Origin of the sequence: Aeromicrobium yanjiei (genome assembly GCF_009649075.1) — a bacterium.
In the GTDB taxonomy this organism is placed as follows: domain Bacteria; phylum Actinomycetota; class Actinomycetes; order Propionibacteriales; family Nocardioidaceae; genus Aeromicrobium; species Aeromicrobium yanjiei.
Genome location: NZ_CP045737.1, coordinates 259,047 through 284,568 on the forward strand (window position 1 = coordinate 259,047; position 25,522 = coordinate 284,568).

Sequence of the window (25,522 nt, forward strand, 5' to 3'; positions counted from 1 at the left end):
GCCCCCTACCTGCGGGGACCGGACGAGTCTATCCCAGTGAGGGTGAGCAGTGTTGCCTCGGGGCGGCACGAGAACCGGACGGGGGTGAACGGGGAGGTCCCGATGCCCGCCGAGACGTGCAGCCAGGACGGTTCGTTGCCGGGGGTGTGGTGGCGGTGAAGCCCTCTCGCGCGGGCACGATCGAGGTCGCAGTTGGTCACCAGGGCGCCGTAGAACGGCACCCGAAGCTGCCCGCCGTGGGTGTGCCCGGCGAGGATCAGCGGGTAGCCGAGTGCGTTCCAGCGATCAAGGACTCGCAGGTACGGCGCGTGGGCCACCCCGATCGCGAGATCGGCCGACGCGTCGGCCGGCTCGTCGTCGAGGACGTCGTAGTTGAGGTGCGGATCGTCCACGCCGACGAAGGCCAGGCGTCGTCCGGCGACCTCGAGCTCCCCGTGCCGGTTGTCGAGATCGGTCCACCCGCGGGCGGTGAACGCGGCGCGCAGCCTCTCGAAGGGCAGATCCCGCTCGCGCTCCCACGCGCCCCTGGTGCCCGCACCCGTCCCACCGGTCAGATAGCCGGTCGGGCTCTTGCGGACGGGGGAGAAGTAGTCGTTCGAGCCGAACACGAACACGCCCGGCAGGTCGAGCAGGTCGCCGTACGCGTCGAGGACCGACGGCACCGCGTCGAAGTGCGCGAGATTGTCGCCGGTGTTGACCACGAGGTCCGGCTCGAGGGCCGCGAGCTCGCGCAGCCACTGCTGCTTGCGCTGCTGGCGAGGGGTCATGTGGGTGTCGGACAGGTGCAGCACGCGCAGCGGGGCGGATCCGGGAGCGAGCACGGGCACGGTCACGTGGCGGACCGTGAACGCACGGGTCTCGGCCACGGCGTACGCCAGCCCGGCCGCTGCTGCGGCGACTGGCCAAAGGACAGGACGCATGGCATCAGGGTGTCATCCGGGTGGGCACTTCGCGCGGAGGGCCTGCCGGGTCAGTGGGACAATGGGGCCATGTCAGCTCTCAAGGACCAGCTCCACACCGACCTCACCACCTCGATGAAGGCGCGGGACGCGCTGCGCACCTCGACCCTTCGCATGGTGCTCACCGCGATCACCACGGCCGAGGTCTCCGGCAAGGAGGCCAAGGAGCTGACCGACGAGGACGTCCTGACGGTGCTCGAGCGCGAGGCCAAGAAGCGTCGCGAGGCGGCCCAGGCGTTCGCGGACGGCAACCGTCCCGAGCTCGCGGAGAAGGAGAAGGCCGAGGCCGCGATCCTCGCCGAGTACCTCCCGGCCCAGCTGTCGCCCGAGGAGATCGCGATCATCGTCTCGGCCGCGGTCGATTCCGCGGGGGCCGCCGGCGAGGGCATGAAGGCCATGGGCAAGGTCATGGGCATCGTCTCGCCCCAGGTCAAGGGCAAGGCCGACGGCGGCGCGGTCGCCGCCGAGGTCAAGCGCCAGCTCGGCGCCTGACCCCCGCACGTACCCCGCCCAGATCTGCGGGCTCCTGCACGCTTCTCAGCGGGAATTCGGTGCAGGACTCCGCAGATCTGGGCGGGGGTGGAGCGGTGGAGCGGTGGAGCGGGGGGTCAGGCGCGGTCGCGGTCGCGGCCCCGCGGCTTGGGCTTCTTGCCCCGGTCGTCGTCGCTCTTGGCCACCTTCTTGGCCACGGGCTGGCGCTTCGGCGGAGGATCGAAGTTGACCGGGGTCAGGTAGTCCTGGATCTTCTGCATGGCCTTGGCCCACATCGGGCCGGCCAGCGAGCTGCCGCCGACGGACTGGAAGTTGAGGAAGGCGCCGTTGATCTTGACGCCGGCCAGCGAGCGCGGGCTGCCGTTCTTCTTCACGCCGGCGATCATCGAGGCGGTCGAGAGCTCGGGGGTGTAACCGACGTACCAGACCGACTGGTTGTCCTGGGCGGTTCCGGTCTTGGCGGCTGACGGGATCCGCAGCCCGGTGCCGTTCTGGAAGCCGAAGCCTCCGCGCTCCTGCACCCCGCGCAGGATGTCGTTGATCTGCGCGGCCTCGTCCTTGGACATGACCTCTGAGCAGACCGGCTTGAACCGCTTGAGCGTGTTGCCCTTGGCGTCGAGGATCTCGGCGACCGGACGCGGCTTGCAGTACTCGCCGCCCGAGGCGAACGTCGCGTACGCCGCGGCCATGTCGAGCGGGCTCACGTTGGTGACGCCGAGAGTGAACGGCCCGACCTGCTGGTTGTCGAGGACCGTGATGCCCATCGACTCGGCGGCCTTGACGACGTTGCAGAGGCCGGCCATCTTCTCCAGCTGCGCGAAGTAGGTGTTCACCGACTCGCGGGTGCCGGTGTACATGTTCTTGCTGCCCGACGTGGTCGAGTTCTTGACCGGCCACGGATCGGTGATGTTGAGGCCCTCGCAGGTCTTGAACGAGCCGCCCGGGATGGTCATGCTCGCCGGCGAGTTGAACGTCTGGCCGACGTCGATGCCCTTGTTGAGCGCTGCGGTGACGGTGAAGAGCTTGAACGTCGAGCCGGCCGGGAAGCCGCCGGAGTCGCCGTAGCGGCGAGGGACGACGAAGTTGATGAAGGACTGGCCCTTCTTCTTGCTGCGGCCCATCGGACGCGACTGCGAGAGGGCGCGGACCTTGCCGGTGCCGGGCTCGATGGACGCGAGCGCCGCGATGGCCTCGTTGTCGGTGGGCTTCACGGTGGACTCGACCGCGTCGTCGGTGGCCTTCTGGGCACGCAGGTCGAAGTTGGACTTGATCGTCAGGCCACCGCGCTCGAGGAGTGTCTGGCGCTCCTGGGTCGTGGCGCCGAGCGCGGGCTGGCGCAGCAGCCAGCGGCGGGCGTAGTCGCACGAGAACTCGGCGGCCGAGCTGACGCAGCCGTTGGGGAACTCGGTGATCTTGAGCGCGAGCGGGGCGGCCTGGAACTTCTCGGCCTGCTTCGGCGTGATCTTGCCGAGGCGCGCCATGACCGCGAGCACGGTGTTGCGCCGCTGCAGGGCCTTCTCGGGGTAGACGTTGGGATCGAACTCGACCGGGTTCTTGACCAGGCCGGCGAGCGTCGCGGCCTGCCGGGCGTTGAGGCTGTCGGGGCTGCGGGAGAAGTAGTGGAACGAGGCCGCGCTGATGCCGTAGGCGCCGTCACCGAAGTACGCCAGGTTGAGGTAGCGCTCCAGGATCTCCTTCTTGGTGTGCGTCGCCTCGTAGTCGATCGCGAGCTTGAGCTCGCGGATCTTGCGCGCGGTCGACTTCTCGGTGGCCGCCTTGACCTGCTCCTTGGTCGTGGCCTGCGACACGAGCGTGAGCTTGACGAGCTGCTGCGTGATCGACGATCCACCCTGCGTCTGGCCCTCGGACGCGTTGTTGACCAGCGCGCGGAGCGTGCCCTTGAGGTCGAGGGCGCCGTGCTCGAAGAAGCGGTTGTCCTCGATCGAGATCAGTGCGTCCTGCATGACCGGCGCGATGTCCTTCAGCGGGACGTCCTGCCGATTCTCCTTGTAGAAGTACGCGATCAGGTCGCCGTTGGAGGCCAGGAGGCGGGTCGTCTGGGCGTTGGGCTGGTCCTCCAGCTCCAGAGGCATCTCGACGACGTCATTGGTCACGTCGTTGAACGTGACCGCGACCAGCGCCGTCGCCGGGATCATCATGAGGGCGATCAGCAGACCGGCGAACGCCGAGAGGCCGGCCATGACGCCGATGCGACCACCGCGCCCGCCCGTGCGCGGCTCGGTCTGGGCAGCGCGGCGTAGCAGGTTGCGGAAGTCGTCCAAAGCCATGCCCCACAGCGTACGTGACGGACGGCAACCCCTCCATCACCCGACACGAACGCGACAAGGTGTCTAGTTCTTTGTGGCTAGTCAAAATGGCCCGCTTGCGTCTGCCGCCGGGAGGACGAAGTTCCTAGATTTGTCAGTACCAACTTCGGTCATCCGACCGGTCTCGGGGGAGGTACAGGATGTGGAATGAGAACTGGGCGGCTGAAGCCGCCTGTCGGGGCAAGTCCGACGCCTTGTTCGTCAAGGGCGCCGAGCAGAACCGTGCGAAGCAGGTCTGCGGGACGTGCCATGTCCGGGCGGAGTGCCTGGCCGAAGCGCTGGACAACCGCATCGAGTGGGGCGTCTGGGGCGGCATGACCGAGCGGGAGCGCCGTGCGCTGCTGCGTCGTCGCCCGAACGTCACCGCGTGGCGCAGCATCCTCCAGGTCGCGGTCTAGCCAGTACGTCTGGCCCCCACGTCCTCACGCCTGCTGGTCGTCGCCGCTCAGCAGCGAACCGATCCGGCGCAGGCCGTCGAGGTCGTGCACGTCACCGGCCAGCGCTGCCACCGACACCGTCGGCACGGCGGGGTGCGCCGCGCTGAAGCGCTTCTTGAGGCGTGACTCGCGTGCGTCGACCCGCATGCGGTCGGCGTGGATCGCCAGCAGCTCGGCGGTCATCTTGTCGGTCTCGTCGCCCGCTGCGAGCCTGCGCCCCGCGGACTCCGCGTCGGCCTCGGTGATGCCGTCGGCGCCGTTCTCGTGGACGCGGTTGACGACCAGGCCGGCCAGGGGCATCTGCTCCGCGGCGAGGCGCTCGACGAAGTACGACGCCTCGCGCATCGCGGCCGGCTCCGGTGCGGCGACCACCACGAACGCGGTGCCCTTGGCCTGCAGCAGCGCGTAGGTGCTCTCGGCACGCTGGCGGAACCCGCCGAACAGGGTGTCGAACGCCGCGATGAACGTCTGCATGTCGGTCAGCACCTGCGCGCCCAGCACCTTGTTGAGGGCGCTCGTCACGATGCCGAAGCCGGCGCTCAGCAGCCGCGCCGGTCCCTTCGCGGGGGCCAGCATGAGCTTGATGAACCGGCCGTCGAGCATCGACGACAGCCGGTCGGGCGCGTCGAGGAAGTCCAGTGCGGACCGTGACGGCGGGGTGTCCACGACGATGAGGTCCCAGCGGCCGGTCGCGTGAAGCTGGCCCAGCTTCTCCATCGCCATGTACTCCTGCGTGCCCGCGAACGAGCTGGACAGGGCCACGTAGAACGGGTTGCTGAGGATCTGCTGCGCCTTGTCGGGTGTCGCATGCTGCTCGACGACCTCGTCGAACGTCCGCTTCATGTCCAGCATCATCGCGTCGAGCGACCCGCCGGCGCTGTCGTCGACGTCCTTGACCGGTCGCGGGGTGTTGTCGAGCTCGGTCAACCCCATCGACTGGGCGAGACGGCGCGCGGGGTCGATCGTCAGGACGCACACCGTGCGGCCCTTCTCGGCGGCGCGGAGGGCCAGGGCCGCGGCGGACGTGGTCTTGCCCACTCCGCCGGAGCCGCAGCACACGACGATCTCGGTCGTGCGGTCGTCGAGCAGCGCGTCGACGTCGAGCCGACCGGCGACGGTCGTACGGGTGCCGCCGCGCGGCGTCGTCCGTCCCTTGCGGGCCGAGGGGGTCGTCTGTGCCTTCCCGGTCATGCGAGGTCTCCCAGCTGGTCGGCGAGCTCGAACAGGGCACCCAGGTCGATGCCGTCACCCAGCAGCGGCAGCTCGACGAGGGGGACGCCGCACTCCTCCAGGATCGTGCGCTGCCCGTCCTGCAGGCGCTGGCGCTCCAGGTGGGCCAGGCCGCCCTCGATCAGGTCAGGGGCGGCGGCCGGCTCGAGGCCCACCCGCTGCAGGGACTGCTCGACCTGCGACGGCGCGAGCGTGCCGTCCTCGAGGGCGTCACGGGTGGTCGCCGAGACGAGTGACGGTCGTACGAGGTTGAGGATCACGTGACCGACCGGGAGCCGCTCGGACGTCAGCTCGGCGATGCCGTCGATGGTCTCCTGGACGGGCATCTCCTCCAGCACCGTCACGAGGTGGACGTGCGTCTGCGGCGAACGCATCATCTCCATGATCGAGTCGGCCTGGCGGCGGATCGGGCCGACCTTGGCGAGACCGGCGACCTCGGAGTTCACGTTGAGGAAGCGGGTGATGCGCCCCGTCGGCGGCGCGTCCATGATGACCGCGTCGTACGAGAACGAGTCGCCGTCGCGGCGACGGGCGGCCTCGTAGACCTTGCCGGTCAGCAGCACGTCGCGGACGCCGGGGGCGATGGTCGTGGCGAAGTCGATGATGCCGAACTTGTCGAGCGCCTTGCCCGCCCGGCCGAGCCGGTAGTACATCGCGAGGTACTCCAGCAGCGCGGCCTCCGGGTCGATCGCCAGCGCGTAGACCTCGCCGCCGCCCAGGCCGACCGCGATCTGGCGCTCCTCGTAGGGCAGCGGCGGGACGTCGAACAGCTGGGCGATGCCTTGGCGGCCCTCGACCTCGCACAGCAGGACCTTCTTGCCCTGCCCGGCGAGGGACATGGCCAGGGCGGCGGCGACGGTCGTCTTGCCGGTGCCGCCCTTGCCGGTGACGACGTGGAGCTGGGTGGAATGGGGCACGTGTCGAGCCTACCGAGGACAGGCCAGATCGCCCGTCGATCGCGGGCATCCGCCGGCAGCGGGCATCGGCGGGCCCCCCGTGGGCGGCGTGCAGCGATACAGTCGGCCCATGACGAAATGGGAGTACCTCACCGCCCCGGTCCTCGTGCACGCCACGAAGCAGATCCTCGACAACTTCGGCCAGGACGGCTGGGAGCTCGTGCAGATCGTTCCCGGCATGAACCCGGAGAACCTGGTCGCCTACTTCAAGCGCCCGGCGAGCTGATGGCTGCCGTCGACGACCGCCTCGCCGAGCTCGGCCTGTCCGTCCCGCCGGTGCCGGCCCCCGTCGCGGTGTACGTCCCGGCGGTGCGCTCGGGATCGTACGTCTTCACGTCGGGACAGCTGCCGCTGCAGGACGGCCAGCTCCTGGCCACCGGCAAGGTGGGCGGCGACGTCAGCGCCGACAACGCGTACGACTGTGCGCGGCAGTGCGCGCTCAACGCGATCGCGGCCGTGAAGTCATTGGTCGACCTGGACGACGTGGTGCGAGTGGTCAAGGCGACGGTGTTCGTCTCCAGCACGCCCGACTTCACCGGCCAGCCGGCTGTCGCCAACGGCGCCAGCGAGCTGTTCGGCGCCGCGTTCGGCGATGCCGGCCAGCACGCCCGCAGTGCCGTCGGCGTGCCCGTCCTGCCGCTGGACGCCCCGGTGGAGGTCGAGCTGGTCGTCGAGGTCCGATGACCGTCCGCATCCCGATGCCCGCGCGGCTGCGCGAGCGCGCCGTCAACCCGCCGGCCGATCCGGCCGTTCCGAAGGACGCGGCGACGATCGTCGTCGTCCGCGACGGCGAGCAGGGCATCGAGGCGTATCTCATGCGGCGGCAGACGTCGATGGCGTTCGCGGCCGGGATGTACGTCTTCCCCGGTGGCGGGCTGGCGGCTGCGGACGTCGAGCTGCCGACGCCGTGGTTCGGCCCGGACGCCGCGGACTGGGGTCGCCGGTTCCGGTGCGACCCCGACCTGGCGCGTGGTCTCGTGGTCGCCGCAGTTCGCGAGACGTTCGAGGAGACCGGCATCCTGCTGGCCGGCCCCGACGGCGACACGGTGGTCGCCGACACGAGCGGCGCGGAGATGCAGGCCGCCCGTGAGGCCCTGGAGGCCGGTGAGCTCGCGTTCGCGGACTTCCTGAACCGCGAGGGCCTCGTGCTGCGGGCGGACCTGCTCGGCGCCTGGGCGCACTGGATCACCCCGGCGTTCGAGCCGCGTCGTTATGACACCCGGTTCTTCGTCGCGGCACTGCCGGAGGGGCAGCAGGTCGGCACAATGAGCCGCGAGGCGGACCGCGCCGACTGGGCGCCGCTGAGTGCGGTGCTGCGGGCGGTCGAGGCCGGGGAGGCGGCGATGATGCCGCCCACCGTGACCGCGTGCCGGGAGGTGTCGGCCTTCACCGCCGGCACCGTGCTCGCGGCAGCCGCCGAGCGGACGATCCACACGGTCCTTCCCGCGCTCGTCGTCGTCGACGGCGAGCCCTATCTCGAGACCGACCTCGGAGGTCCCGCATGAGCAGCAGTGCCGTCACCGTCTCGGAGCGCGCGTCGTACGTCCTGGCCGACAACCCGGGACTGATGACGCTCGACGGCACCAACACGTGGATCCTGCGGGAGCCCGGAGCCGCCCGCTCGGTCGTCGTGGACCCGGGGCCGGCCGACGACGGCCACCTGCAGGCTGTGCTGGACGCCGCGGGAGAGGTCGCGCTGGTGCTCTTCACGCACCGGCACCACGACCACACCGAGGCGCTCGAGCGGATCGTCGAGCTGACCGGGGCGCCCACCCGCTCGATCGACCCCGCGTACACGCGCTCCGCCGACGTCCTGGCCGACGGGGACACGATCGACGTCGACGGTCTGCGGCTCGAGGTCCTGGCGACGCCGGGGCACACCACGGACTCCGCGTGCTTCCTGGTCGGCGCCGAGCGTCTGCTGCTCAGCGGCGACACGATCCTGGGTCGCGGCACCACGGTCATCGCGCACCCCGACGGCGTCCTCGGCCCCTATCTGGACTCCCTCGCCCGCGTCCGTGAGCTGGTCGAGGAGGGGCTGGTCGAGCAGATCCTGCCCGGCCACGGCCCCGTCGTCACCGATCCGCTGGCGGTCGTGGACTTCTATCTCGAGCACCGTGCCGAGCGCCTCGACCAGGTCCGTGCCGCGGTCGCCGCCGGAGCGACCACTCCGCGCGAGGTCGTCGAGACGGTCTACCAGGACGTCGACCAGACCCTGTGGCCCGCCGCCGAGCAGAGCGTCGCCGCCCAGCTCGCCTACCTGCGCGCCTAGCCCCGCCCGTCGGTTCCAAGATTTGGCGGGTTTGGCCCGCCACACCTCACGAATCGTGAGTTCTGGCGGGCTCAAGGCGCCAAATCTTGGTGTCCACAGGTCGGGCGGCGGGCGTACGCCGTCCACAGCTCGGGACTCGCGGGTTCAGCTCGTCTGCGGCCTCCCGGATCGTCGAGGGATGGAACCTGTCCCCGCTGCCCTGATCGGGCGCGCGTTCACGGTCGCGGACGCGGCCTCCGCCGGCGTCGGGCGGCGAGCCCTCCAGGGGCCGCGATTCGCCACGGTGCACCGGGGCGTCTTTCGCGCAGTGGGCACGCCGGCCACGCTGGACCTGCGCGTCCGCGGCGCCCTCCTCGTGCTGCCCGACGACGCGGCGCTGAGCCACCAGACCGCGCTCGTGTGGTCGGGCTACGACGGCCTGCCCGACGACCCGTTGCACTTCTCGACCGCGTCGGGCACCCGGATCGACCGGCCCGGGATCGTGCTGCACCGCCGCCAGTTCCGGCTGCGCTCGGCCTTCGTCCACGGGGTGCCGGTCCTCGACCCGGCGCGGACGTTCGTCGACGTCGCGACGGACGTGGACGACCGCGAGCTCCTGCGCATCGGCGACTGGCTCGTCCGGCAGGGATTCGTGGACCTGCTCGACCTGCGCGCGTTCGCGATCGCGGAGCACCTCGACGGCGTGCAGCGGGCGCGCCGCGTCGCGCCGCTGGTCAGGGAGCGGGTCGACTCGGTCCGCGAGTCCGACGTGCGCTGGATCGTGTGGTCGAGCGGTCTGCCGATGCCGGAGCCCAATGCGGGGATCTTCGCGGACGCGGGCATCCACATCGCGAACGGCGATCTCGTGTACGAGCGATGGAAGGTGCTGGTCGAGCACGACGGCTGGCACCACGAGCGCGATGCCGGGCAGCGACAGCGCGACCACCTGCGGCGCGAGCGGATCGAGTCGCTCGGCTGGCGCGTCATCGTCATCACGGCCGAGGACTTCGCCGATGAGTCACAGATCGCCTGGCGGGTCTACAACGCGCTCGCCGAGCGCGGCTATCGCGGCGCCCGTCCGAGATGTGTCCGCTAGAGCCCGCCAAACATCACGCGGCGTGACATGTGGCGGGCCAAACCCGCCAAATCTCGGAGACGGGGCGGGGCGGGGCGGGAGGGGTCAGCGGGCGCGGCGCTGGAGGCGCTCGAGGTCGAGGATGACGACGCTGCGGGGCTCGAGGCGCAGCCAGCCGCGTGAGGCGAAGTCGGCCAGGGCCTTGTTGACCGTCTCGCGGGAGGCGCCGACCAGCTGGGCGAGCTCCTCCTGCGTGAGGTCGTGGTTGACGTGGATGCCGTCGTCCGCGCGGCGGCCGAAGCGCGACGCCAGGTCGAGCAGCGCCTTGGCGACGCGACCGGGGACGTCGCTGAAGACCAGGTCGCCGACGACCTCGTTGGTGCGGCGCAGGCGGCCCGCGAGCTGGTTGAGCAGCGCGTGGGCGACATCGGGGTGCGCGCTGAGGACGGGGCTCAGGGCCTCGTGTCCCAGCGACTTCAGCTCGACGTCGGTGACGGCCGTGGCGGTCGCGGAGCGGGGTCCGGGGTCGAAGAACGACAGCTCGCCGAACATCTGACCGGGGCCGAGGATCGCGAGGAGGTTCTCGCGGCCGTCGGGGGACGTGCGTCCGAGCTTCATCTTGCCGTCCGTGACGACGTACAGCTGGTTGCCGTCGTCGCCCTCGTTGAAGAGGATCTCTCCGCGGCGCAACGAGCTCGACGACATCGAGGACTCGAGGGCCTCCGCAGCCTCGTCGTCGAGGCCGGAGAACAGCGGTGCCTGGCGCAGAACGTCGTCGGTCACGGTCTTCCTATCGGTCGTGTCACAGAGGTCACGATGTGTGCACCCTCCCGCAGTTTCCCACATCCGGGCGTCTCACCGCGAGCCACGCGCCGGGGGACGTACTCTGGAGCACGTGCCGACCACCGTGACCCGACCGGACACAGCCCTGGTCCGCCGGGCCCGCAAGATGCATCGCGTGCTCGCCGAGACCTATCCCGAGGCAGGGTGCGAGCTGGACTTCCGTACGCCGTTCGAGCTCCTCGTCGCGACCGTCCTGTCGGCGCAGACGACCGACCGACGGGTCAACGCGATCACCCCCGCGCTGTTCGCGGCGTTCCCCGATCCGTACGCGATGGCGGGCGCCCCCCGCGCCGAGCTGGAGGAGATCATCCGGCCGACCGGATTCTTCCGGGCCAAGACCGACAGCCTGCTGGGCCTGTCCGCCGCGCTGGTGGAGCGGTACGACGGCGAGGTCCCCGCTCGCCTGAGCGACCTGGTCACCCTGCCGGGCGTCGGCCGCAAGACCGCGAACGTCGTGCTGGGCAATGCGTTCGGCGTCCCGGGCATCACGGTCGACACGCACTTCGCCCGGCTCGTCCGACGCTTCGAGTGGGTCACCGAGGACGTCGCGAAGGACCCGGTCAAGACCGAGCACGCGGTCGGTGCGCTCTTCCCTCGCAAGGACTGGACGATGCTCAGCCACCGGCTGATCTGGCACGGGCGCCGCCGCTGCCATGCCAAGAAGCCGGCCTGCGGAGCCTGCCCCGTGGCCCACTGGTGCCCCGCGTACGGGACCGGGCCGACCGATCCGGTCGTCGCGGCCGCGCTCGTGACCACCCAAGGGCCCGCATGAGGATCCGGGCGCTGGTCGCCGTCGCCGCCCTGCTCACGGTCGCAGCCTGCGGGTCCGACGAGCCCACGAGCACGAAGCCGACGTTCGGGGGCCCCGCGCCGACGTTCGCACCCGACGAGCTGAGCGGTGCCAAGGAGGCCGCCGGGATCGAGGACTGCCCCGCGCCGGGCCGACCTGCCGCGGACCTGCCGGACGTCACGCTCGAGTGCCTCGGCGGCGGCCGTGCGGTCGACCTGTCGGCGCTCGGTGGCAAGCCCACCGTCATCAACCTGTGGGCGAGCTGGTGCGCGCCGTGCCGCAACGAGATGCCCCTGCTCGCCAAGGCCGACGAGGCGTACGGCGACCGGGTCCAGTTCATCGGCATCGACTTCAAGGACGCCGCCCCCGACGACGCGATCGAGCTCGCCCGCGCGACCGGTGTGACGTACCCCCAGCTCGTCGACCCCGAGGGCACGACCGTCGCCTCGCTCAAGGTCGTCAACCTGCCGCAGACGATCTTCGTGGACGCACAGGGAAGAATGGTCGCCACGGAGCGCAAGGAGTTCCGTTCGTACGCCGAGCTGACGGCCGCGATCGACGATCATCTGGGAGTGGCGCCATGACGGCCGACGGCCTGCCCGACTGGCTCCGGCCGCTCGAGGAGCTCGCCGCGTCCGTGGACGCGGGGCAGCTGTCGCCCAACTTCCCCAGCGTCCCGCCCGATGCGCGCCCGGCCGCGGTGCTGATGCTGTTCTCCGAGGGCGAGGCGGGCCCCGAGCTGCTGCTGACCGAGCGCGCGGCCACGATGCGCAACCACCCGGGCCAGATCGCGTTCCCGGGCGGCAAGTCCGATCCCGAGGACGCGGACGCGGCGGCGACCGCCCTGCGCGAGGCGCAGGAGGAGGTCGGCGTGGACCCCGGCACGGTCGAGGTCTTCGGCACCCTGCCGACCCTGTGGCTCCCGCCGAGCAACTTCGCCGTGACACCCGTGCTGGGCTTCTGGCGCGAGCCGAAGCCGCTCGGACCGGTGAGCGACCAGGAGGTCGTCACGGTGATCCACCAGCCCATCCGCAGCCTGGTCGACCCGCTCAACCGGTTCAGCGTCCGGCACACCTCGGGCTGGATGGGGCCAGCATTCGAGGTGGGCACCCCGATGCCGCTCTGGGGCTTCACCGCAGGAGTCATCTCCCGGCTGTTCGAGCGGCTCGGCTGGGAGCAGCCGTGGGACGACAGCGTGACCCGACCGCTGCCCGAGCTGCCCTCGCGATGAACTCCTTCGACCTGGTCATCGTGGTCATCCTGGTGGCCTATGCGGTCTCGGGCTACGTCCAGGGCTTCGTGATCAACCTCGTCGCGACGGTGGGCCTGCTGATCGGCGGCCTGCTCGCGATCGCGCTGGTGCCGCAGGTCCTGTCCGGCGGCACGCCCACGCTGTCCAGCTCGCTGCTCGCGCTGGGCCTCGTGATCGGCGCCGCGGCGATCGGCCAGGCCATCGGCACGTACGTCGGCTCGGTCCTGCGCGACGGGCTCACGTGGCGTCCCCTGCGGTGGGTCGACGCGGTCGCGGGCAGCGCCCTCAGCATGGTCGCGGTGCTGTGCGCGGCGTGGGCGCTCGGCTACTCCGTCAGCGGGACGTCGATCCCCTACCTGTCGACCGCCTCGCGCGACTCCTCGATCCTCCAGCGCGTCGACGGCGTCATGCCGGCGCAGGCGACCTCTGTGCTGCGGTCGTTCAACGAGGTGCTCGACTCCAACCTGTTCCCGCGCTACATCGACCCGTTCGAGAGCGAGGACATCGCCGAGGTCGGCCCGCCCGACACCGCGACGCTGGCCCGACCGGGCGTGCAGAAGGCCCGCGAGAGCGTCGTGAAGATCCTGGGCCAGGCCAGGTGCGACCGGGGCATCGAGGGGTCCGGCTTCGCGTACGCCGACGGCCGGGTCATGACCAATGCGCACGTCGTGGCCGGGGTCGAGGCACCGTCCGTCGTCGTGGGTGATCGCCGGGTGCCGGCGCGGGTCGTGCTGTTCGACCGCGACCTGGACGTCGCGGTGCTGGCCGTGGACGGGCTCGGCCTCGCGCCCCTGTCGTTCGACCGCGGCGGCAAGGCCGGCCAGTCCGCAGCGATCCTCGGCTATCCCGAGAACGGTCCCTTCGACGCCAGGGCGGCCCGGATCCGCAGCGAGATGCGGCTGCGCAGCCCGGACATCTACGACCGTGGGCAGGTCGTGCGCGAGACCTTCTCGGTCCGCGGCCTGGTCCGCTCGGGCAACTCCGGCGGGCCGCTCGTGTCGAGGGACGGATCGGTCCTCGGCGTGATCTTCGCGGCCTCGGTCTCCAACAAGTCCACGGGCTATGCGCTGACGGCCGACCAGGTCGCCGAGGACGCCCGCAAGGGCATCGCGGCCACGCAGCCCGTCTCGACGGGGGAGTGTGCCTGATGCGGTCGTTCTCGTCGCTCGTCGCGTGGCTCCTGACGGTGCTCGCCGGGATCGTGACCGTGCCGCTGCTGTGGGTCTCCTCCCACGTCGCGCAGGAGGACGGGTACGTCGAGTTCAGCAGCCAGCTGGCGATGGACGACGAGCTCCAGGTCGCGTTCGCGGACTACCTCGCCGACGACTTCGTGCAGCGCGGCGTGCTGCCCCGACGTCTCGAGGACGTCGCGGCGTCCGCGCTCGCCGCGGTCGCCCGGACGACGACCAATCAGCCGGGCTTCGTGGAGGCGTGGGAGCAGACGCAGCGCAGCCTGCACCGGTCGGCGTTCTCGGACGCGAGCGGGCCGCTGACCGTCGACGTGAGCCCCATGGCGCAGTTCGTCACCGACCGGGTCGACAAGGACCTGCCGGTGTCGTTGCGCGTCCCCCAGGACCTCACGGTGTCGATCGGCTCGGCGTCCGACCGTGACCGGCTCCAGGCCGTCCCGCAGTCCACGACGTTCGGCCTGCTGGGGCTCCTCGTGGTGATCGTGGCCGGTGTGACGTCGCTGCTCTCGGCCCGCAGCCGTCCGCTCGCGGTCGCGGCCCTCGGGGTCGGCGCGCTGGTCGTGGCGGGCGTGGTCCGGTTCGCGTCGTCGGAGATCGCACCGCGCCTCGTGGACGAGGCGAAGGACGAGAACGCGTTCGCTCGGACGGTCCAGCGCCTGCTGGTGGATCGCGCGTCGGACTCGCTGGCCGGCTGGCTGGAGTGGATCGCGATCGGCGGGGCCGTCGCGATCGTCGTCGGCCTGGTCGCCCGGTTGGCGACGGGCCGCCGGGCCTCCTAGCTCGTACGGCCCTTGAGGGCCGCGGGGATCTCGCGTGCGGTCGCGATGGTCTTCTCGGGGGCGCGGATCTTCTTCAGCATCTTGATGCCGATGAAGATGAGAGCCGCCGCGAGCACGAGGTAGACGCCCGCGACGATCAGGAACGCCCACGCGGGGTCGAGTCCCGTCCAGGTCAGGAAGTACGCGAACGCGATCGACAGCAAGATGATGATGAGCAGGCCGAAGAAGGCGGCGACCGCGATCATCGCCGCGCCGACCCCACCTGCCTTGGCGCTGAACTTGAGCTCGCTCTTGGCGAGCTGGATCTCGGCCTGCACCAGGGCGGAGATGTCGCGGCTGGCATCGGCAACGAGCCGACCGATCGTCGGGTCTTCCGTGGAGCTCATGGGTGCGAGCCTACAAGCGTTCGGGCACAGTGCGCAGGTCAGCGTCCCAGCACCGTGAGGATGCCGACGTCGGGGGAGTGCCAGATCATGTTGCCGCCGACCACGACGCCGAGCAGGAGCGCGCCGGCGACCAGATCGGTCCGCACGCGGCGGCGGTTGTGGGCAGTCGACTCGGCGGCACGCTCGGTGCTCGTGGGGGTCGGTTCCATGGGCCCATCGTGCCCAGATCGACCTGACCGAAACCTGAACGTGACCCGTCCTACGCCTGTGCGTGTGGCCAACACCACACGAGTGGCGCAGTGGGGTGGGTCCGGTGGACCGCCCACCGCGCCACTCGCAGGCGACTAGTCCTCGTCGGTGGCCTTTTGCATGCCGCTCGTGATGAGGTCCATGACCCCGGAGTCGGCGAGGGTCGTGGTGTTGCCGACCTCGCGATTCTCTGCGACGTCGCGCAGCAGGCGCCGCATGATCTTGCCCGAGCGGGTCTTGGGCAGCTCGGGGACGACCATGATCTGGCGCGGCTTGGCGATGGGCCCGATCTGGTGGCCGACGTGGTTGCGCAGCTCGGTGAGGACCTCGGTGCCGCCGTCCCCGGCGGACTCGCGCAGGATCACGAACGCGACGACGGCCTGGCCGGTCGTGTCGTCCGTGGCACCCACGACCGCGGCCTCGGCGACCTTGGGGTGCGACACGAGCGCGGACTCGATCTCGGTCGTCGAGAGCCGGTGCCCCGACACGTTCATGACGTCGTCCACGCGGCCGAGCAGCCAGATCGCGCCGTCCTCGTCCTTGCGGGCGCCGTCTCCGGCGAAGTAGTACTGCGGCCAGCGCGACCAGTACGTCTTCTTGTAGCGCTCGTCGTCGCCCCAGATCGTGCGCAACATCGAGGGCCAGGGCGCGGTGATGACGAGGTAGCCGCCCTCGCCGTTGTCGACCGGCTTGCCGGCGTCGTCGACGACCTCGGCCGAGATGCCGGGGATCGCGGTCATCGCGGACCCGGGCTTGCCGGACGTGACGCCGGGCAGCGGGCTGATCATGTGGGCGCCGGTCTCGGTCTGCCACCACGTGTCGACGATCGGGGTGCGACCGCCGCCGACGTGGTCGCGGTACCAGACGTACGCCTCGGGGTTGATCGACTCGCCCACCGAGCCGAGGATGCGCAGGCTGGACAGGTCGAACTTCGCGGGGATCTCCTCGCCCCACTTCATGCAGGTGCGGATCGCAGTGGGCGCGGTGTAGAACAGCGTGACCTTGAACTTCTCGATGATCTCCCACCAGCGGCCCTTGTGCGGGGTGTCGGGGGTGCCCTCGTAGAGCACCTGCGTCGCGCCGTTCGCGAGCGGGCCGTAGACGATGTAGGAGTGGCCGGTCACCCAGCCGACGTCGGCGGTGCACCAGTAGACGTCGTCGGGCTTGTGGTCGAAGACCGCCCAGAACGTCCACGCCGACTGCACCAGGTAGCCGCCGGTCGTGTGCAGGATGCCCTTCGGGGATCCGGTCGTCCCGGACGTGTACATCACGTAGAGCGGGTGCTCTGCGTCGAACATCTCCGGGGTGTGCTCGGTGGAGGCCTGGTCGACGGTCTCGTGCCACCAGACGTCTCGACCCTCGGTCCACTCGACGTCCTGGCCGGTGCGCCGCACGACGAGGACGCCGGTGACGTCGGGGCACTTCTGCAGCGCCTCGTCGACCGCGGGCTTGAGCGCCGACGGCGAGCCCCGGCGGAAGCCGCCGTCGGCGGTGATGACGACCTTGGCGTCGCAGTCCAGGATGCGGCTGGACAGCGCATCGGCGGAGAAGCCGCCGAACACCACGGTGTGCGGGGCGCCGAGGCGCGCGCACGCCAGCATCGCGACGACCGCCTCGGGGATCATCGGCAGGTAGATCGCGACGCGGTCGCCGGTCTCGACGCCCAGGTCGATCAGCGCGTTCGCGGCCTGGGACACCAGGTCCTTGAGCTCGGAATAGGTGATGTCGCGGGTGTCGTCCTCGGGCTCGCCGACGAAGTGCAGCGCGACCCGGTCGCCGTTGCCGGCCTCGACGTGGCGGTCGACGCAGTTGTACGCGGCGTTGAGCTTGCCGCCGACGAACCACTTCGCGAACGGCGCGTTCGACCAGTCCAGCACCTCGGTGAACGGCGTGCCCCAGTCGAGACGGTCCGCCTGCTCGCCCCAGAACGCGACGGGGTCCGCGGCCGCGGTCTCGTAGACGTCGGCCTTGACGTTCGCGTTCGCGGCGAGATCCGCCGGCGGGGCGAACGTCCGCTCCTCGCGGGACAGGTTGCTGATGTTCTGCTCGGTCATGTCGTCTCCTGGTGCTCGTGGTCCGGCACGGGACGGGCGTGGTGGCGCACCCGTGGCACACTGCTGTGGTCTACCCCACATCGTGGGGTGGTCGAGGGGGATGGTCTAGCCCCGAAAGGGGGTACGCGATGACGGTCGACGTGCGTGCCGACGACCTGGAGGTGCTGCGCGCGTCCGCGGCCCGGCTGCGGCGCGACTGGGACGTGCCGCTGGTGTTCGGCGGCCTGCGCGACGAGCACGGCGTGCCGGTGACCCTCACGCTCGGCGAGGTGACGACCGATCTCGCGACGATCACGATCCGGCCCTCGCTGGGGCTGGGCGGCAAGACCTGGCTGAGCCGCCGCCCCGCGTACGTCCGCGACTATGGGAGCTCGCTCGACATCACGCACGAGTACGACCGGCAGATCCTCGGCGAGCGGGTCACGTTCCTCGCGGTCGTGCCGATCGTGGTGCGCGACGACGTCCGCGGGCTGCTCTACGCCGGCACCCGCGGCGGCGAGCCGCTGTCGGAGGCTGCGCTCGAGGCGCTGGTCGCCGAGGCGCGCAAGGTCTCGGGCGAGCTGGAGATCCGCGACGAGGTGGACCGGCGGGTACGCCTGGCGCAGTCGGTCGCGGCGGCCGGGCCGAGCACCGTGGAGCGGCAGCTCCTGCGCGATGCGTTCGCCGAGATGCGGATCATCGCTCGCGAGACCGCCGATCCGCGCACCCGCGAGCGGCTCGAAGCGCTGCTGGTGCAGGACGCCCGCAGCGAGATCACCCTCACCGCGCGGCAGCTGGACGTGATGGCGCTCGTCGCGGCGGGGTGCCGCAACGCCGAGATCGCGGAGCGGCTGGGCCTCGGCATCGAGACGGTCAAGAGCTATCTGCGCAGTGCGATGGCCCGCCTCGGTGCCCGGTCGCGGCACGAGGCCGTGGCGGCTGCTCGCCGTCACGGCCTCCTGCCTTGACCGGTGACTATTTCTCAGAGCCCGCACCTGTCATCGAGCGGACGTCCAGCTCGACGTAGCGCGCCTCGGCGTCCGCGTCGCGGGCCGTCACGGTGCCCAGCCAGCCGAAGAAGAAGCCGAGCGGGATCGAGATGATGCCGGGGTTGGCCAGCGGGAACCAGCTGAAGTCCGCGCCGGTGATCATCGCGGTCTCCGAGCCGGAGACGACCGGGGAGAAGATCACCAGGCCGACGCACGAGATGAGTCCGCCGTAGATGCTCCAGACCGCGCCGCGCGTGTTGAACCGGCGCCAGAACAGGTTGTACAGCAGCGACGGCAGGTTGGCCGATGCCGCGACCGCGAACGCGAGCGCCACCAGGAACGCGATGTTGAGCTTCTGCGCCGGGATGGACAGCGCGATCGCGACACCGCCGATCACGAATGCCGCGATGCGGGCGACCTTGACCTCCTGCTTCTCGGTGACCTTGTCCTTCTTCCAGACGTTGGCGTACAGGTCGTGGGCCACGGACGACGCGGACGTCAGGGTCAGGCCCGCGACCACCGCCAGGATCGTGGCGAACGCGACCGCCGAGATCAATGCCAGCAGCACCGCGCCACCGGTCGAGCCCGATCCGCCGCCCACCGCTTCGGCGAGCAGCGGCGAGGCGAGGTTGCCGCCGGAGTCGACGATCTCCTGCTTCTTGTCGCCCTTGACCAGTGCGGCCGCGCCGAAGCCCAGCACGAGCGTCATCAGGTAGAACGCGCCGATCAGGCCGATCGCCCAGAGCACCGACTTGCGCGCCTGGCGTGCGGTCGGGACGGTGTAGAAGCGGATCAGGATGTGCGGCAGACCTGCCGTGCCGAGCACGAGCGCGAGCCCGAGCGAGATGAAGTCGATCTTGGACTCGGTCGACACGCCGTACTTCAGTCCGGGCTCGAGGAATGCCTTGCCGGCCCCGCTCTCCTCGGCGGCGGTGCCGAGCATGTCGCTGATGTTGAAGTTGAACTTCGCGAGCACCAGCACCGTGATGAGGATCGTGCCGACCATGAGCAGGACGGCCTTGACGATCTGCACCCACGTCGTGCCCTTCATGCCGCCCACCACGACGTAGAAGATCATGAGCGCGCCCACGGCCGCGATCGTGAGGTTCTTGGCGGTGTCGTTGTCGGGCGAGACGCCCAGCAGCAGCGCGACCAACGCGCCGGCGCCGACCATCTGCGCGAGCAGGTAGAAGATCGACACGACAACGGTCGACGTCGCGGCCGCGGTGCGCACGGGACGCTGCTGCATGCGGAACGCCAGCTGGTCGGCCATGGTGAACCGGCCCGAGTTGCGCAGCAGCTCGGCGACGAGCAGCAGGGCCACGAGCCAGGCGACGAGGAAGCCGATCGAGTACAGGAAGCCGTCGTAGCCCGACAGGGCGATCGCGCCGGAGATGCCGAGGAACGAGGCGGCCGACATGTAGTCGCCGGCGACCGCGAAGCCGTTCTGTGCGCCGGTGAAGCTGCGCCCGCCCGCGTAGTAGTCCGCGGCGGTTCGGGTGTTGCGGCTCGCCCAGAAGGTGATGGCCACGGTGATCAGCACGATCACCACGAACAGGGAGCCGGTCAGGAGCTGGTTGCTGTCGTCGTCGCTGGCGGCGCGCAGCACGGCGGCGGTGGTGCTCATCGCTCGATCTCCTGCTCGTACTCCTCGCGGAGGCGGTCCGCGATCGGGTCCATGCGGCGGGCGGCGAACATCGCGTACCAGATCGCGATGCCGAACGTCGTCACGAACTGCAGCAGGCCGAAGACCAGGGCGACGTTGATGTTGCCGAACAGGACGTGGCCCATGAAGTCGTTCGCGTAGTTCGACGCGAGGACGTACAGCAGGTACCAGGCCATGAAGGCGATCGTCAGCGGCACGACGAATCGCAGGTAGGAGCGCTTGAGCTCGGCGAAGTCGTCCGACGCATGGATGCGTTGATACGCCTCGTGAGCCTCCGTGGAGATCTTCTCGGTCACCGTGAGTCACCTCGTCCGTGGAAAGGGCAGACGGCGCGGAACGCGCCACCCGCCTCGAAACTAGGGTCCTCTGGCCCTGTGAGCCAGATCACGTCCGGCCTGCTGCGACGAAGGGCGGGAGGCGGAGCGACGTGCGGTCGGGCGGCCGCGACGAGCGGTCGTGATCGGGGGATGAACGGTCGTGCCCGGTCAGAACCGCCGGTCGACCTCGAGCCGCTCGGGGGTGTGCAGCCGCACCATCGTGCGCGACACGTTGACCGGGACCCGGCTGCGGGTCGCGAGGGACACGCCGATCATGAGCCCGAACCCGACCGGCACGGACCACGCCGCGGGTTGGCTCATCAGCGCCCCGAACCACCCGTCCGGGCTCGTCGCGATCGTGAGGACCGGTGCGACCCCGGCGCAGAGCCCCCCGCCGACGAGTCCCGCGATGGCGCCTGGTGCCGTGAGCCCGCGCCACCAGATGCCCAGCACGAGCAGCGGGCAGAACGTCGACGCGGCGAGCGCGAAGGCGAAGGTCACTGAGTTGGCGACCGAGATCCGCTGCGCGGACAGGGCCAGCACGAGTGGGACGACGATGCAGCCCACGGCGGCGAGCCGCAGGGCGGTGATCGTCGAGATGCGGCCACGCGCGAGCCCTTGGCCCACGACACCGGCGATGGACATCGTCAGGCCCGACGACGTCGACAGGAACGCCGCGAATGCCCCCGCGGTCAGCAGTGCGGCCAGGACCTCGCCGGTCGTGCCGCCGATCATGCGCCCGGGCAGCTCGAGCACCACGGTGTCCGTGCCCCCCGAGGTGACCAGGTCTCCGGCGTAGATGCGTCCGAGCACCCCGTAGACGGTCGGCAGGAGGTAGAAGACGCCGAGCAGCGCGAGCACCAGGAGGGTCGTCCGACGTGCGGCGTGGCCGTCGGGGTTGGTGTAGAAGCGGACCACGACGTGGGGCAGGCCCATCGTGCCGAGGAAGGTCGCGACCATGACCGAGTACGTCAGGTACAGGCCCGTCTCGCCGGTCTGGCTGAACGGCTCGAACCAGCTGCCGGGAGCGGCCGGCGCCGGACGCCCGTCGCCGTTCCACGCGTGGACGAGGAAGAACAGCGGGATCAGCAGCGCGGTGAGCTTGAGCCAGTACTGGAACGCCTGCACGAACGTGATGCTGCGCATGCCGCCCGAGACGACATTGACCACGACGATCGCGGCGACCACGACGGTGCCGACCCAGGTCGGCGCGCCCGTGACGGTCCGCAGCGTCAGCCCCGCACCCTGGAACTGGGGCATCAGGTAGAGCCAGCCCACCGCGACGACCAGCAGGCTCGCGACCCGCCGCACGCCGTCGGACTGCAGCCGCACCTGGGCGAAGTCGGGGATCGTGTACGCCCCTGAGCGGCGCAGCGGGGCGGCGACCAGCACCAGGAGCATGAGGTAGCCGGTCGTCCACCCGATCGGGTACCAGAGCATGTCGGCGCCGAACGCCAGCACGAGGCCCGCGATGCCGAGGAACGACGCCGCCGACAGGTACTCCCCGCCGATCGCCGAGCTGTTGAGGACCGGGCTGACCGAGCGCGACGCGACGTAGAAGTCGCTGGTGGTCCGGCTGACGCGCAGCCCGAACGCGCCGATCGCGAGGGTCGCGACGGCCACGAGCGCGACGGCGACGATCCCGTAGGTCGAGCTCACGTGTCGTCGCCGTCAGGATCGACGAGCGCCGTGAAGTCGCGCTCGGCGCGCTCGGCCTGGCGGATGTAGAGCCAGCCCAGCGTGAACAGGAACGGGTAGACCAGGACGCCCAGCACGATCCAGGGCAGCGGCACGCCGAGGACCCTGGCGTCGGTGACGGCGTCGAAGGTCAGGAACACCACGGGGAGTGCCCCGATCGACAGCAGGAGCGTGAGGGCCACGGTCATCGCGGCGCGCAGCTGCGAGCGGATGAGCGAGCGCATGTAGATCTCGCCGACCCCGGTCGACTCGTCGATCTCCTGGCGGACGCTGCGGCGCACGTGCGGCGAGGCGGTCGTGAGCGGGCTCGTCACGCGGACCCGTCCGGTCGGCGCCGCGCCGTGCGGCTCGTCGCTCACAGCGCGCGTTCGTGGATCAGGTCGCGCAGGGTCCGGGTGTGGCGGCGGGCGACCTGCAGCTCGACCCGGTCGTCGCCCACTGCCATCACGACGCTGCACCGTCCGGCCTGCATGCGCACCTCACGGACGCGGGCGAGATTGACCACGAGGCTGCGGTGCACCCGGGCGAACCCGGCGTCCGCCCACTCCTGCGCGAGCACCCCGAGGGTCGTCCGGACGAGGTGGCTGCCGCCGTCGTCGACGTGGAGCCGCACGTAGTCACCCTGTGCCTCGACGTACGCGACCGACGCGCGGGACACGAACCGGGTGACCCCGCCGAGCTCGACCGCGATCTGCTCGTCGCCGGTCTCGGTGGTGTCGGTGCCCTCGACGCACGCGCGGCGCACGCTCTCGCGCAGTCGCTCCTCGCGGATCGGCTTGAGCAGGTAGTCGACCGCGTTCATCTCGAAGGCCTCGACCGCGTGCGCCTCGTGGGCCGTCACAAACACGATGCGGGGCGCCTCGCGGAACCGGCCGAGCAGCCGGGCGATGTCCAGGCCGCTGAGCCCGGGCATCGCGACGTCGAGGAAGACCACGTCGATGCCGCCCTGCTCGAGCACGCGCAGGGCGTCGGTGCCGCTGCGGGTGGCCCGCACCGAGGCGATGCGGTCGTCCCGCTCGAGCAGCCACACGAGCTCGTCGAGGACGGGTTGCTCGTCGTCGACGACCAGGGAGCGCAGGCCGGCAGGCATGCAGTGATCTTGGCCGAGCGTGACCCGCGCCACAACCCCGGTCAGGCCGCGGGGCCGACGGCGGGGGAGAACTTGGGCACGCGCAGCGACACCTTGGTGCCGAATCCGGGCGCGGTCTCGACCACGATCCCGTACGCATTGCCGTAGACCGTGCGCATCCGCTCGTCCACGTTCGCGAGGCCCACCGACGCGCTGGGGTTGCGGCCGGACAGGGCTGCGCGCACGATCTCGGGGTCGACGCCCGCGCCGTCGTCCTCGATCGTGATGAGGCACTCGGTGCCCGCGTCGTGGGCCGTCACGGTGATCGTGCCGTCGCCGGCCTTGCGCTCCAGGCCGTGGCGCACCGCGTTCTCGACGAGCGGCTGGACCGACAGGAACGGCAGCGTGACGCTGAGGACCTCCGGCGCCACGAGCGTCACGATGCGCAACCGGTCGCCGAAGCGGGCCTTCTCCAGCACGAGGTAGCGCTCGATCGAGCGCAGCTCCTCGGCCAGGGTCGTGAACTCGCCGTGCTGGCGAAATGAGTAGCGGGTGAAGTCCGCGAACTCGAGCAGCAGCTCACGCGCCCGCTCGGGATCGGTGCGCACGAACGAGGCGATCGCGCCGAGCGAGTTGTAGATGAAGTGCGGGGAGATCTGCGCCCGCAGCGCCCGCAGCTCGGCCTCCATCAGCGCGGTGCGGGAGGTCGCGAGCTCGGCGAGCTCGAGCTGGCTGGACATCCACCGGGCGATCTCCGTCGTGGCCCGCGCCAGGCCCGCGGACGCGTCCTCGCTCATCACGACGACGCTGCCGACGACCTGGCCCTCGACGGCCAGGGGCGCGACGATCGCGGACCCCGAGGCCTGGGTCGTGCCGCTGCCGATCGCCGCGGACATCAGGTCGGCGACGTCGTCGAGGCCGCCCGGCCCGTCCCAGGCGAGGGGTCCGACGGTGTCGGTGATCGCGACCGTCCGGGTGCCGAGCAGCGTCCGCAGGTGCGGCAGGGTGCTGGACGCGCTCTCGGCGTCGAGCCCACGGCGCAGCGCAGGTGCGGCGAGGGCCGTCGTGTGCAGGGTCTCGTACGTCGCGCGGTCCTCGGGGGTGCCGAGGCTCGGCCGGCGGGACAGCAACCACCACCGCGCGAACGACGCGATCGCGACCAGGGCGATGACCGCGAGGATCGCGGTCAGCAGGTTGTCCATCGCCCGACGCTACGACGTCCGGGGGTCAGTCGTCGCCGATGCCGCGGGCGTGCAGGGCGGCCCCGGTGTCGTACGCCTGGGCGACGGTGCGGATCGCCATGGGCACCAGCAGGGCCCGTGGGCTGCGCTCGAGGCCCCGGGCCTTCGCGGCGGCGCGGGTCTCGTGCGCGATCTCGAGGACTCCGGGGATCGCGCGGATCATGAGCGAGAACGCGAGGGCCACCTTCTCCGGGTTGACGCCCAGCCGGCGGGCCGGGCCGAGCCCCCGGGTCAGGGCGTCGAGCATCGCGTCGATGCGCGTCGTGCCGGTGAACACGAGGGCTGCGGTGACGAGGGCGACCAGGTCGCCGACGACGTGGATCGCGGTCGGCCAGCCGCGCTGCCAGACCTGGAACGCGGTGACGAGGACGACGACCGGCAGCAGGGGGCGCAGTCCGCGCAGGAGCGCCCGGACCGGCAGCCGGGCCCAGGCGACCAGCACCAGCGAGAACGCCACGAACGCGACGGACGACCACGGGCCGCGGACCACCACGGTGAGCACGCCGTACAGCGCGAGGAGTCCCAGCTTGGGGCCGGCCGGCAGCCGGTGGAGCCAGGTCGTGCCGGGGCGGTACGCGCCGAGCGGTGAGGCGATCACGCGCCGACCAGCGACCGGTAGAAGCTGACCGCGTCGGCCGCCGGGCCGTCGCACACGATGCGGGCGTCGTCGACCACGAGCGCGCGGTCGCAGCGCAGGGCGAGGTCGAGGTCGTGGGTGACCAGGACGAGCTGCTGGCTGAGCGAGAACAGCCGGTCGGCGACGATCCGGGTGTTGCGCAGGTCCAGCAAGGTCGTCGGCTCGTCCGCGACGAGGATCCGGGGATCGGTCGCGAGCACACCTGCGAGGGCCAGCATCTGCTTCTGACCGCCCGACAGGGCGTGGACGGTCGTGTCGGCCTTGTCGGCCAGGCCCACCCCGGCGAGGATCTCCAGCGCCCGGGCGTGGCGGGCCTTCTTGTCCTTGATCGTGCGGCGCAGCGACAGCGCGATGTCCTCCGCGCAGGTGGGCATGACCAGCTGGGCGTCCGGGTTGGTGAACACGAAGCCGACCGATCGGCGTACCCGCGGACCGTCACGGACCGTGTCGAGCCCGTCGATCGTGACGTGTCCCGAGCTCGGCTCGACCAGGCCGTTGAGCAGGCGGGCCAGCGTGGACTTGCCCGAGCCGTTGCTGCCGATCACCGCGATGCGGTGCTCCGTCAGGCGCAGGGTGGTGGGCTGCAGCAGCGGGAGGTCGCCGTCCGGTGTCTGCACCGTGACGGCGACCTCGTCGAGCGCGATGGTCGGTGGCAC

Annotated in this window: 29 protein-coding genes; 13 read left to right on the forward strand and 16 right to left on the reverse strand. The window is 70.9% G+C overall.

Annotation, left to right across the window (positions count from 1 at the left end; genetic code table 11):
* Window positions 1-5: 5 nt before the first annotated feature.
* Entirely contained in the window at window positions 6-920 is a 915-nt protein-coding gene (locus GEV26_RS01500; protein WP_153651425.1) for a metallophosphoesterase, read from the reverse strand.
* A gap of 69 nt (window positions 921-989) precedes the next feature.
* Here GEV26_RS01500 and GEV26_RS01505 point away from each other — a divergent pair, with 69 nt between their 5' ends.
* The gene (locus GEV26_RS01505) at window positions 990-1,451 is read left to right on the forward strand and encodes a GatB/YqeY domain-containing protein (RefSeq protein ID WP_153651426.1); all 462 of its coding nucleotides are present in this window, start codon (window positions 990-992) and stop codon (window positions 1,449-1,451) included.
* Between the two features lie 116 nt (window positions 1,452-1,567).
* Here GEV26_RS01505 and GEV26_RS01510 read toward each other — a convergent pair whose 3' ends face one another.
* A complete protein-coding gene (locus tag GEV26_RS01510; protein WP_153651427.1) occupies window positions 1,568-3,739 on the reverse strand; it encodes a transglycosylase domain-containing protein in 2,172 nt (723 codons plus the stop codon).
* Between the two features lie 179 nt (window positions 3,740-3,918).
* Here GEV26_RS01510 and GEV26_RS01515 point away from each other — a divergent pair, with 179 nt between their 5' ends.
* Complete coding sequence (locus tag GEV26_RS01515) at window positions 3,919-4,176, forward strand: WhiB family transcriptional regulator (RefSeq protein WP_153651428.1); 258 nt, start codon at window positions 3,919-3,921, stop codon at window positions 4,174-4,176.
* Between the two features lie 24 nt (window positions 4,177-4,200).
* Here GEV26_RS01515 and bagB read toward each other — a convergent pair whose 3' ends face one another.
* Together bagB and bagA are read right to left on the reverse strand one after the other, a co-directional pair.
* Window positions 4,201-5,406 (reverse strand): ArsA family ATPase, encoded by a 1,206-nt coding sequence (gene bagB, locus GEV26_RS01520; RefSeq protein ID WP_153651429.1) that lies wholly within the window; start codon window positions 5,404-5,406, stop codon window positions 4,201-4,203.
* Window positions 5,403-6,362: an ATPase BagA gene (gene bagA / locus GEV26_RS01525; protein ID WP_153651430.1), complete on the reverse strand. Its 960-nt coding sequence runs from the start codon at window positions 6,360-6,362 to the stop codon at window positions 5,403-5,405. The genes bagB and bagA overlap by 4 nt, the downstream gene beginning before the upstream one ends.
* A gap of 109 nt (window positions 6,363-6,471) precedes the next feature.
* On the opposite strand from bagA, the gene sp36 reads away from it, so the two are divergent.
* The 5 genes from sp36 (at window position 6,472) to GEV26_RS01550 (ending at window position 9,748) form a co-directional block, all read left to right on the forward strand.
* Window positions 6,472-6,627 (forward strand): Sp36 family protein, encoded by a 156-nt coding sequence (sp36, locus tag GEV26_RS01530; RefSeq protein ID WP_153651431.1) that lies wholly within the window; start codon window positions 6,472-6,474, stop codon window positions 6,625-6,627.
* Window positions 6,627-7,085: a RidA family protein gene (locus GEV26_RS01535; RefSeq protein WP_153651432.1), complete on the forward strand. Its 459-nt coding sequence runs from the start codon at window positions 6,627-6,629 to the stop codon at window positions 7,083-7,085. Before sp36 ends, GEV26_RS01535 begins: the two co-directional genes overlap by 1 nt.
* Window positions 7,082-7,906, forward strand: coding sequence for an NUDIX hydrolase (locus tag GEV26_RS01540; protein ID WP_208431007.1), 825 nt, complete (start codon window positions 7,082-7,084; stop codon window positions 7,904-7,906). The genes GEV26_RS01535 and GEV26_RS01540 overlap by 4 nt, the downstream gene beginning before the upstream one ends.
* The gene (locus tag GEV26_RS01545; RefSeq protein ID WP_153651433.1) at window positions 7,903-8,673 is read left to right on the forward strand and encodes an MBL fold metallo-hydrolase; all 771 of its coding nucleotides are present in this window, start codon (window positions 7,903-7,905) and stop codon (window positions 8,671-8,673) included. Before GEV26_RS01540 ends, GEV26_RS01545 begins: the two co-directional genes overlap by 4 nt.
* Window positions 8,674-8,851: 178 nt before the next feature.
* Window positions 8,852-9,748, forward strand: coding sequence for a DUF559 domain-containing protein (locus GEV26_RS01550; protein WP_153651434.1), 897 nt, complete (start codon window positions 8,852-8,854; stop codon window positions 9,746-9,748).
* 84 nt (window positions 9,749-9,832) lie between these two features.
* Here GEV26_RS01550 and GEV26_RS01555 read toward each other — a convergent pair whose 3' ends face one another.
* On the reverse strand, window positions 9,833-10,510 hold the full coding sequence (locus GEV26_RS01555; protein WP_153651435.1) for a Crp/Fnr family transcriptional regulator: 678 nt from the start codon (window positions 10,508-10,510) through the stop codon (window positions 9,833-9,835).
* A gap of 166 nt (window positions 10,511-10,676) precedes the next feature.
* Between GEV26_RS01555 and nth the strand changes: the two genes are divergently transcribed.
* Genes nth through GEV26_RS01580 form a run of 5 tightly spaced genes read left to right on the forward strand, consistent with a single transcriptional unit; the run spans window position 10,677 to window position 14,581 of the window.
* Window positions 10,677-11,342 carry an endonuclease III gene (gene nth / locus GEV26_RS01560; RefSeq protein WP_153654910.1) on the forward strand — a complete coding sequence of 222 codons (666 nt, stop codon included), beginning with the start codon at window positions 10,677-10,679 and terminating at the stop codon, window positions 11,340-11,342.
* Window positions 11,339-11,944, forward strand: a complete 606-nt coding sequence (locus GEV26_RS01565) for a TlpA family protein disulfide reductase (RefSeq protein ID WP_153651436.1) — start codon at window positions 11,339-11,341, stop codon at window positions 11,942-11,944. The genes nth and GEV26_RS01565 overlap by 4 nt, the downstream gene beginning before the upstream one ends.
* Window positions 11,941-12,591, forward strand: coding sequence for an NUDIX hydrolase (locus GEV26_RS01570; protein WP_153651437.1), 651 nt, complete (start codon window positions 11,941-11,943; stop codon window positions 12,589-12,591). The genes GEV26_RS01565 and GEV26_RS01570 overlap by 4 nt, the downstream gene beginning before the upstream one ends.
* The gene (locus tag GEV26_RS01575) at window positions 12,543-13,760 is read left to right on the forward strand and encodes a MarP family serine protease (protein WP_243838837.1); all 1,218 of its coding nucleotides are present in this window, start codon (window positions 12,543-12,545) and stop codon (window positions 13,758-13,760) included. Before GEV26_RS01570 ends, GEV26_RS01575 begins: the two co-directional genes overlap by 49 nt.
* Entirely contained in the window at window positions 13,760-14,581 is an 822-nt protein-coding gene (locus GEV26_RS01580; RefSeq protein WP_153651438.1) for a hypothetical protein, read from the forward strand. The genes GEV26_RS01575 and GEV26_RS01580 overlap by 1 nt, the downstream gene beginning before the upstream one ends.
* On the opposite strand, the gene GEV26_RS01585 is transcribed toward GEV26_RS01580, so the two are convergent.
* The 3 genes from GEV26_RS01585 to acs all read right to left on the reverse strand — a co-directional run bounded on the left by GEV26_RS01585 (window position 14,578) and on the right by acs (window position 17,270).
* Complete coding sequence (locus tag GEV26_RS01585; RefSeq protein ID WP_153651439.1) at window positions 14,578-14,967, reverse strand: phage holin family protein; 390 nt, start codon at window positions 14,965-14,967, stop codon at window positions 14,578-14,580. The genes GEV26_RS01580 and GEV26_RS01585 overlap by 4 nt on opposite strands.
* A 38-nt stretch (window positions 14,968-15,005) precedes the next feature.
* Window positions 15,006-15,176 (reverse strand): hypothetical protein, encoded by a 171-nt coding sequence (locus tag GEV26_RS01590; protein WP_153651440.1) that lies wholly within the window; start codon window positions 15,174-15,176, stop codon window positions 15,006-15,008.
* 135 nt (window positions 15,177-15,311) lie between these two features.
* Complete coding sequence (acs, locus tag GEV26_RS01595) at window positions 15,312-17,270, reverse strand: acetate--CoA ligase (protein WP_153651441.1); 1,959 nt, start codon at window positions 17,268-17,270, stop codon at window positions 15,312-15,314.
* Window positions 17,271-17,398: 128 nt separating this feature from the next.
* Here acs and GEV26_RS01600 point away from each other — a divergent pair, with 128 nt between their 5' ends.
* Complete coding sequence (locus GEV26_RS01600) at window positions 17,399-18,217, forward strand: helix-turn-helix transcriptional regulator (RefSeq protein ID WP_153651442.1); 819 nt, start codon at window positions 17,399-17,401, stop codon at window positions 18,215-18,217.
* A gap of 7 nt (window positions 18,218-18,224) precedes the next feature.
* On the opposite strand, the gene GEV26_RS01605 is transcribed toward GEV26_RS01600, so the two are convergent.
* From GEV26_RS01605 to GEV26_RS01640, 8 genes are all read right to left on the reverse strand, one after another.
* The gene (locus tag GEV26_RS01605; protein WP_153651443.1) at window positions 18,225-19,865 is read right to left on the reverse strand and encodes a solute symporter family protein; all 1,641 of its coding nucleotides are present in this window, start codon (window positions 19,863-19,865) and stop codon (window positions 18,225-18,227) included.
* On the reverse strand, window positions 19,862-20,200 hold the full coding sequence (locus GEV26_RS01610) for a DUF485 domain-containing protein (RefSeq protein WP_153651444.1): 339 nt from the start codon (window positions 20,198-20,200) through the stop codon (window positions 19,862-19,864). Before GEV26_RS01610 ends, GEV26_RS01605 begins: the two co-directional genes overlap by 4 nt.
* A gap of 189 nt (window positions 20,201-20,389) precedes the next feature.
* A complete protein-coding gene (locus tag GEV26_RS01615) occupies window positions 20,390-21,880 on the reverse strand; it encodes a sodium/solute symporter (RefSeq protein WP_153651445.1) in 1,491 nt (496 codons plus the stop codon).
* Window positions 21,877-22,278: a DUF485 domain-containing protein gene (locus GEV26_RS01620; RefSeq protein WP_153651446.1), complete on the reverse strand. Its 402-nt coding sequence runs from the start codon at window positions 22,276-22,278 to the stop codon at window positions 21,877-21,879. Before GEV26_RS01620 ends, GEV26_RS01615 begins: the two co-directional genes overlap by 4 nt.
* On the reverse strand, window positions 22,275-23,009 hold the full coding sequence (locus tag GEV26_RS01625) for a LytR/AlgR family response regulator transcription factor (RefSeq protein WP_153651447.1): 735 nt from the start codon (window positions 23,007-23,009) through the stop codon (window positions 22,275-22,277). The genes GEV26_RS01620 and GEV26_RS01625 overlap by 4 nt, the downstream gene beginning before the upstream one ends.
* 41 nt (window positions 23,010-23,050) lie before the next feature.
* Entirely contained in the window at window positions 23,051-24,190 is a 1,140-nt protein-coding gene (locus GEV26_RS01630) for a sensor histidine kinase (protein WP_153651448.1), read from the reverse strand.
* Between the two features lie 25 nt (window positions 24,191-24,215).
* The gene (locus GEV26_RS01635) at window positions 24,216-24,827 is read right to left on the reverse strand and encodes an energy-coupling factor transporter transmembrane component T family protein (RefSeq protein WP_153651449.1); all 612 of its coding nucleotides are present in this window, start codon (window positions 24,825-24,827) and stop codon (window positions 24,216-24,218) included.
* The gene (locus GEV26_RS01640) at window positions 24,824-25,522 is read right to left on the reverse strand and encodes an energy-coupling factor ABC transporter ATP-binding protein (RefSeq protein ID WP_243838838.1); all 699 of its coding nucleotides are present in this window, start codon (window positions 25,520-25,522) and stop codon (window positions 24,824-24,826) included. The genes GEV26_RS01635 and GEV26_RS01640 overlap by 4 nt, the downstream gene beginning before the upstream one ends.

Bases quoted from the DNA above. Each gene is read 5' to 3' on its own strand.
- acs (WP_153651441.1), bottom strand. From the start codon at position 17,270: ATGACCGAGCAGAACATCAGCAACCTGTCCCGCGAGGAGCGGACGTTC.
- nth (WP_153654910.1), top strand. From the start codon at position 10,677: ATGCATCGCGTGCTCGCCGAGACCTATCCCGAGGCAGGGTGCGAGCTG.
- GEV26_RS01605 (WP_153651443.1), bottom strand. From the start codon at position 19,865: ATGAGCACCACCGCCGCCGTGCTGCGCGCCGCCAGCGACGACGACAGC.
- GEV26_RS01580 (WP_153651438.1), top strand. From the start codon at position 13,760: ATGCGGTCGTTCTCGTCGCTCGTCGCGTGGCTCCTGACGGTGCTCGCC.
- GEV26_RS01510 (WP_153651427.1), bottom strand. From the start codon at position 3,739: ATGGCTTTGGACGACTTCCGCAACCTGCTACGCCGCGCTGCCCAGACC.
- GEV26_RS01515 (WP_153651428.1), top strand. From the start codon at position 3,919: ATGTGGAATGAGAACTGGGCGGCTGAAGCCGCCTGTCGGGGCAAGTCC.
- GEV26_RS01505 (WP_153651426.1), top strand. From the start codon at position 990: ATGTCAGCTCTCAAGGACCAGCTCCACACCGACCTCACCACCTCGATG.
- GEV26_RS01590 (WP_153651440.1), bottom strand. From the start codon at position 15,176: ATGGAACCGACCCCCACGAGCACCGAGCGTGCCGCCGAGTCGACTGCC.
- GEV26_RS01600 (WP_153651442.1), top strand. From the start codon at position 17,399: ATGACGGTCGACGTGCGTGCCGACGACCTGGAGGTGCTGCGCGCGTCC.
- GEV26_RS01630 (WP_153651448.1), bottom strand. From the start codon at position 24,190: ATGGACAACCTGCTGACCGCGATCCTCGCGGTCATCGCCCTGGTCGCG.
- GEV26_RS01500 (WP_153651425.1), bottom strand. From the start codon at position 920: ATGCGTCCTGTCCTTTGGCCAGTCGCCGCAGCAGCGGCCGGGCTGGCG.
- GEV26_RS01585 (WP_153651439.1), bottom strand. From the start codon at position 14,967: ATGAGCTCCACGGAAGACCCGACGATCGGTCGGCTCGTTGCCGATGCC.
- GEV26_RS01545 (WP_153651433.1), top strand. From the start codon at position 7,903: ATGAGCAGCAGTGCCGTCACCGTCTCGGAGCGCGCGTCGTACGTCCTG.
- GEV26_RS01565 (WP_153651436.1), top strand. From the start codon at position 11,339: ATGAGGATCCGGGCGCTGGTCGCCGTCGCCGCCCTGCTCACGGTCGCA.
- GEV26_RS01540 (WP_208431007.1), top strand. From the start codon at position 7,082: ATGACCGTCCGCATCCCGATGCCCGCGCGGCTGCGCGAGCGCGCCGTC.
- GEV26_RS01550 (WP_153651434.1), top strand. From the start codon at position 8,852: ATGGAACCTGTCCCCGCTGCCCTGATCGGGCGCGCGTTCACGGTCGCG.
- GEV26_RS01625 (WP_153651447.1), bottom strand. From the start codon at position 23,009: ATGCCTGCCGGCCTGCGCTCCCTGGTCGTCGACGACGAGCAACCCGTC.
- GEV26_RS01535 (WP_153651432.1), top strand. From the start codon at position 6,627: ATGGCTGCCGTCGACGACCGCCTCGCCGAGCTCGGCCTGTCCGTCCCG.
- sp36 (WP_153651431.1), top strand. From the start codon at position 6,472: ATGACGAAATGGGAGTACCTCACCGCCCCGGTCCTCGTGCACGCCACG.
- bagB (WP_153651429.1), bottom strand. From the start codon at position 5,406: ATGACCGGGAAGGCACAGACGACCCCCTCGGCCCGCAAGGGACGGACG.
- GEV26_RS01570 (WP_153651437.1), top strand. From the start codon at position 11,941: ATGACGGCCGACGGCCTGCCCGACTGGCTCCGGCCGCTCGAGGAGCTC.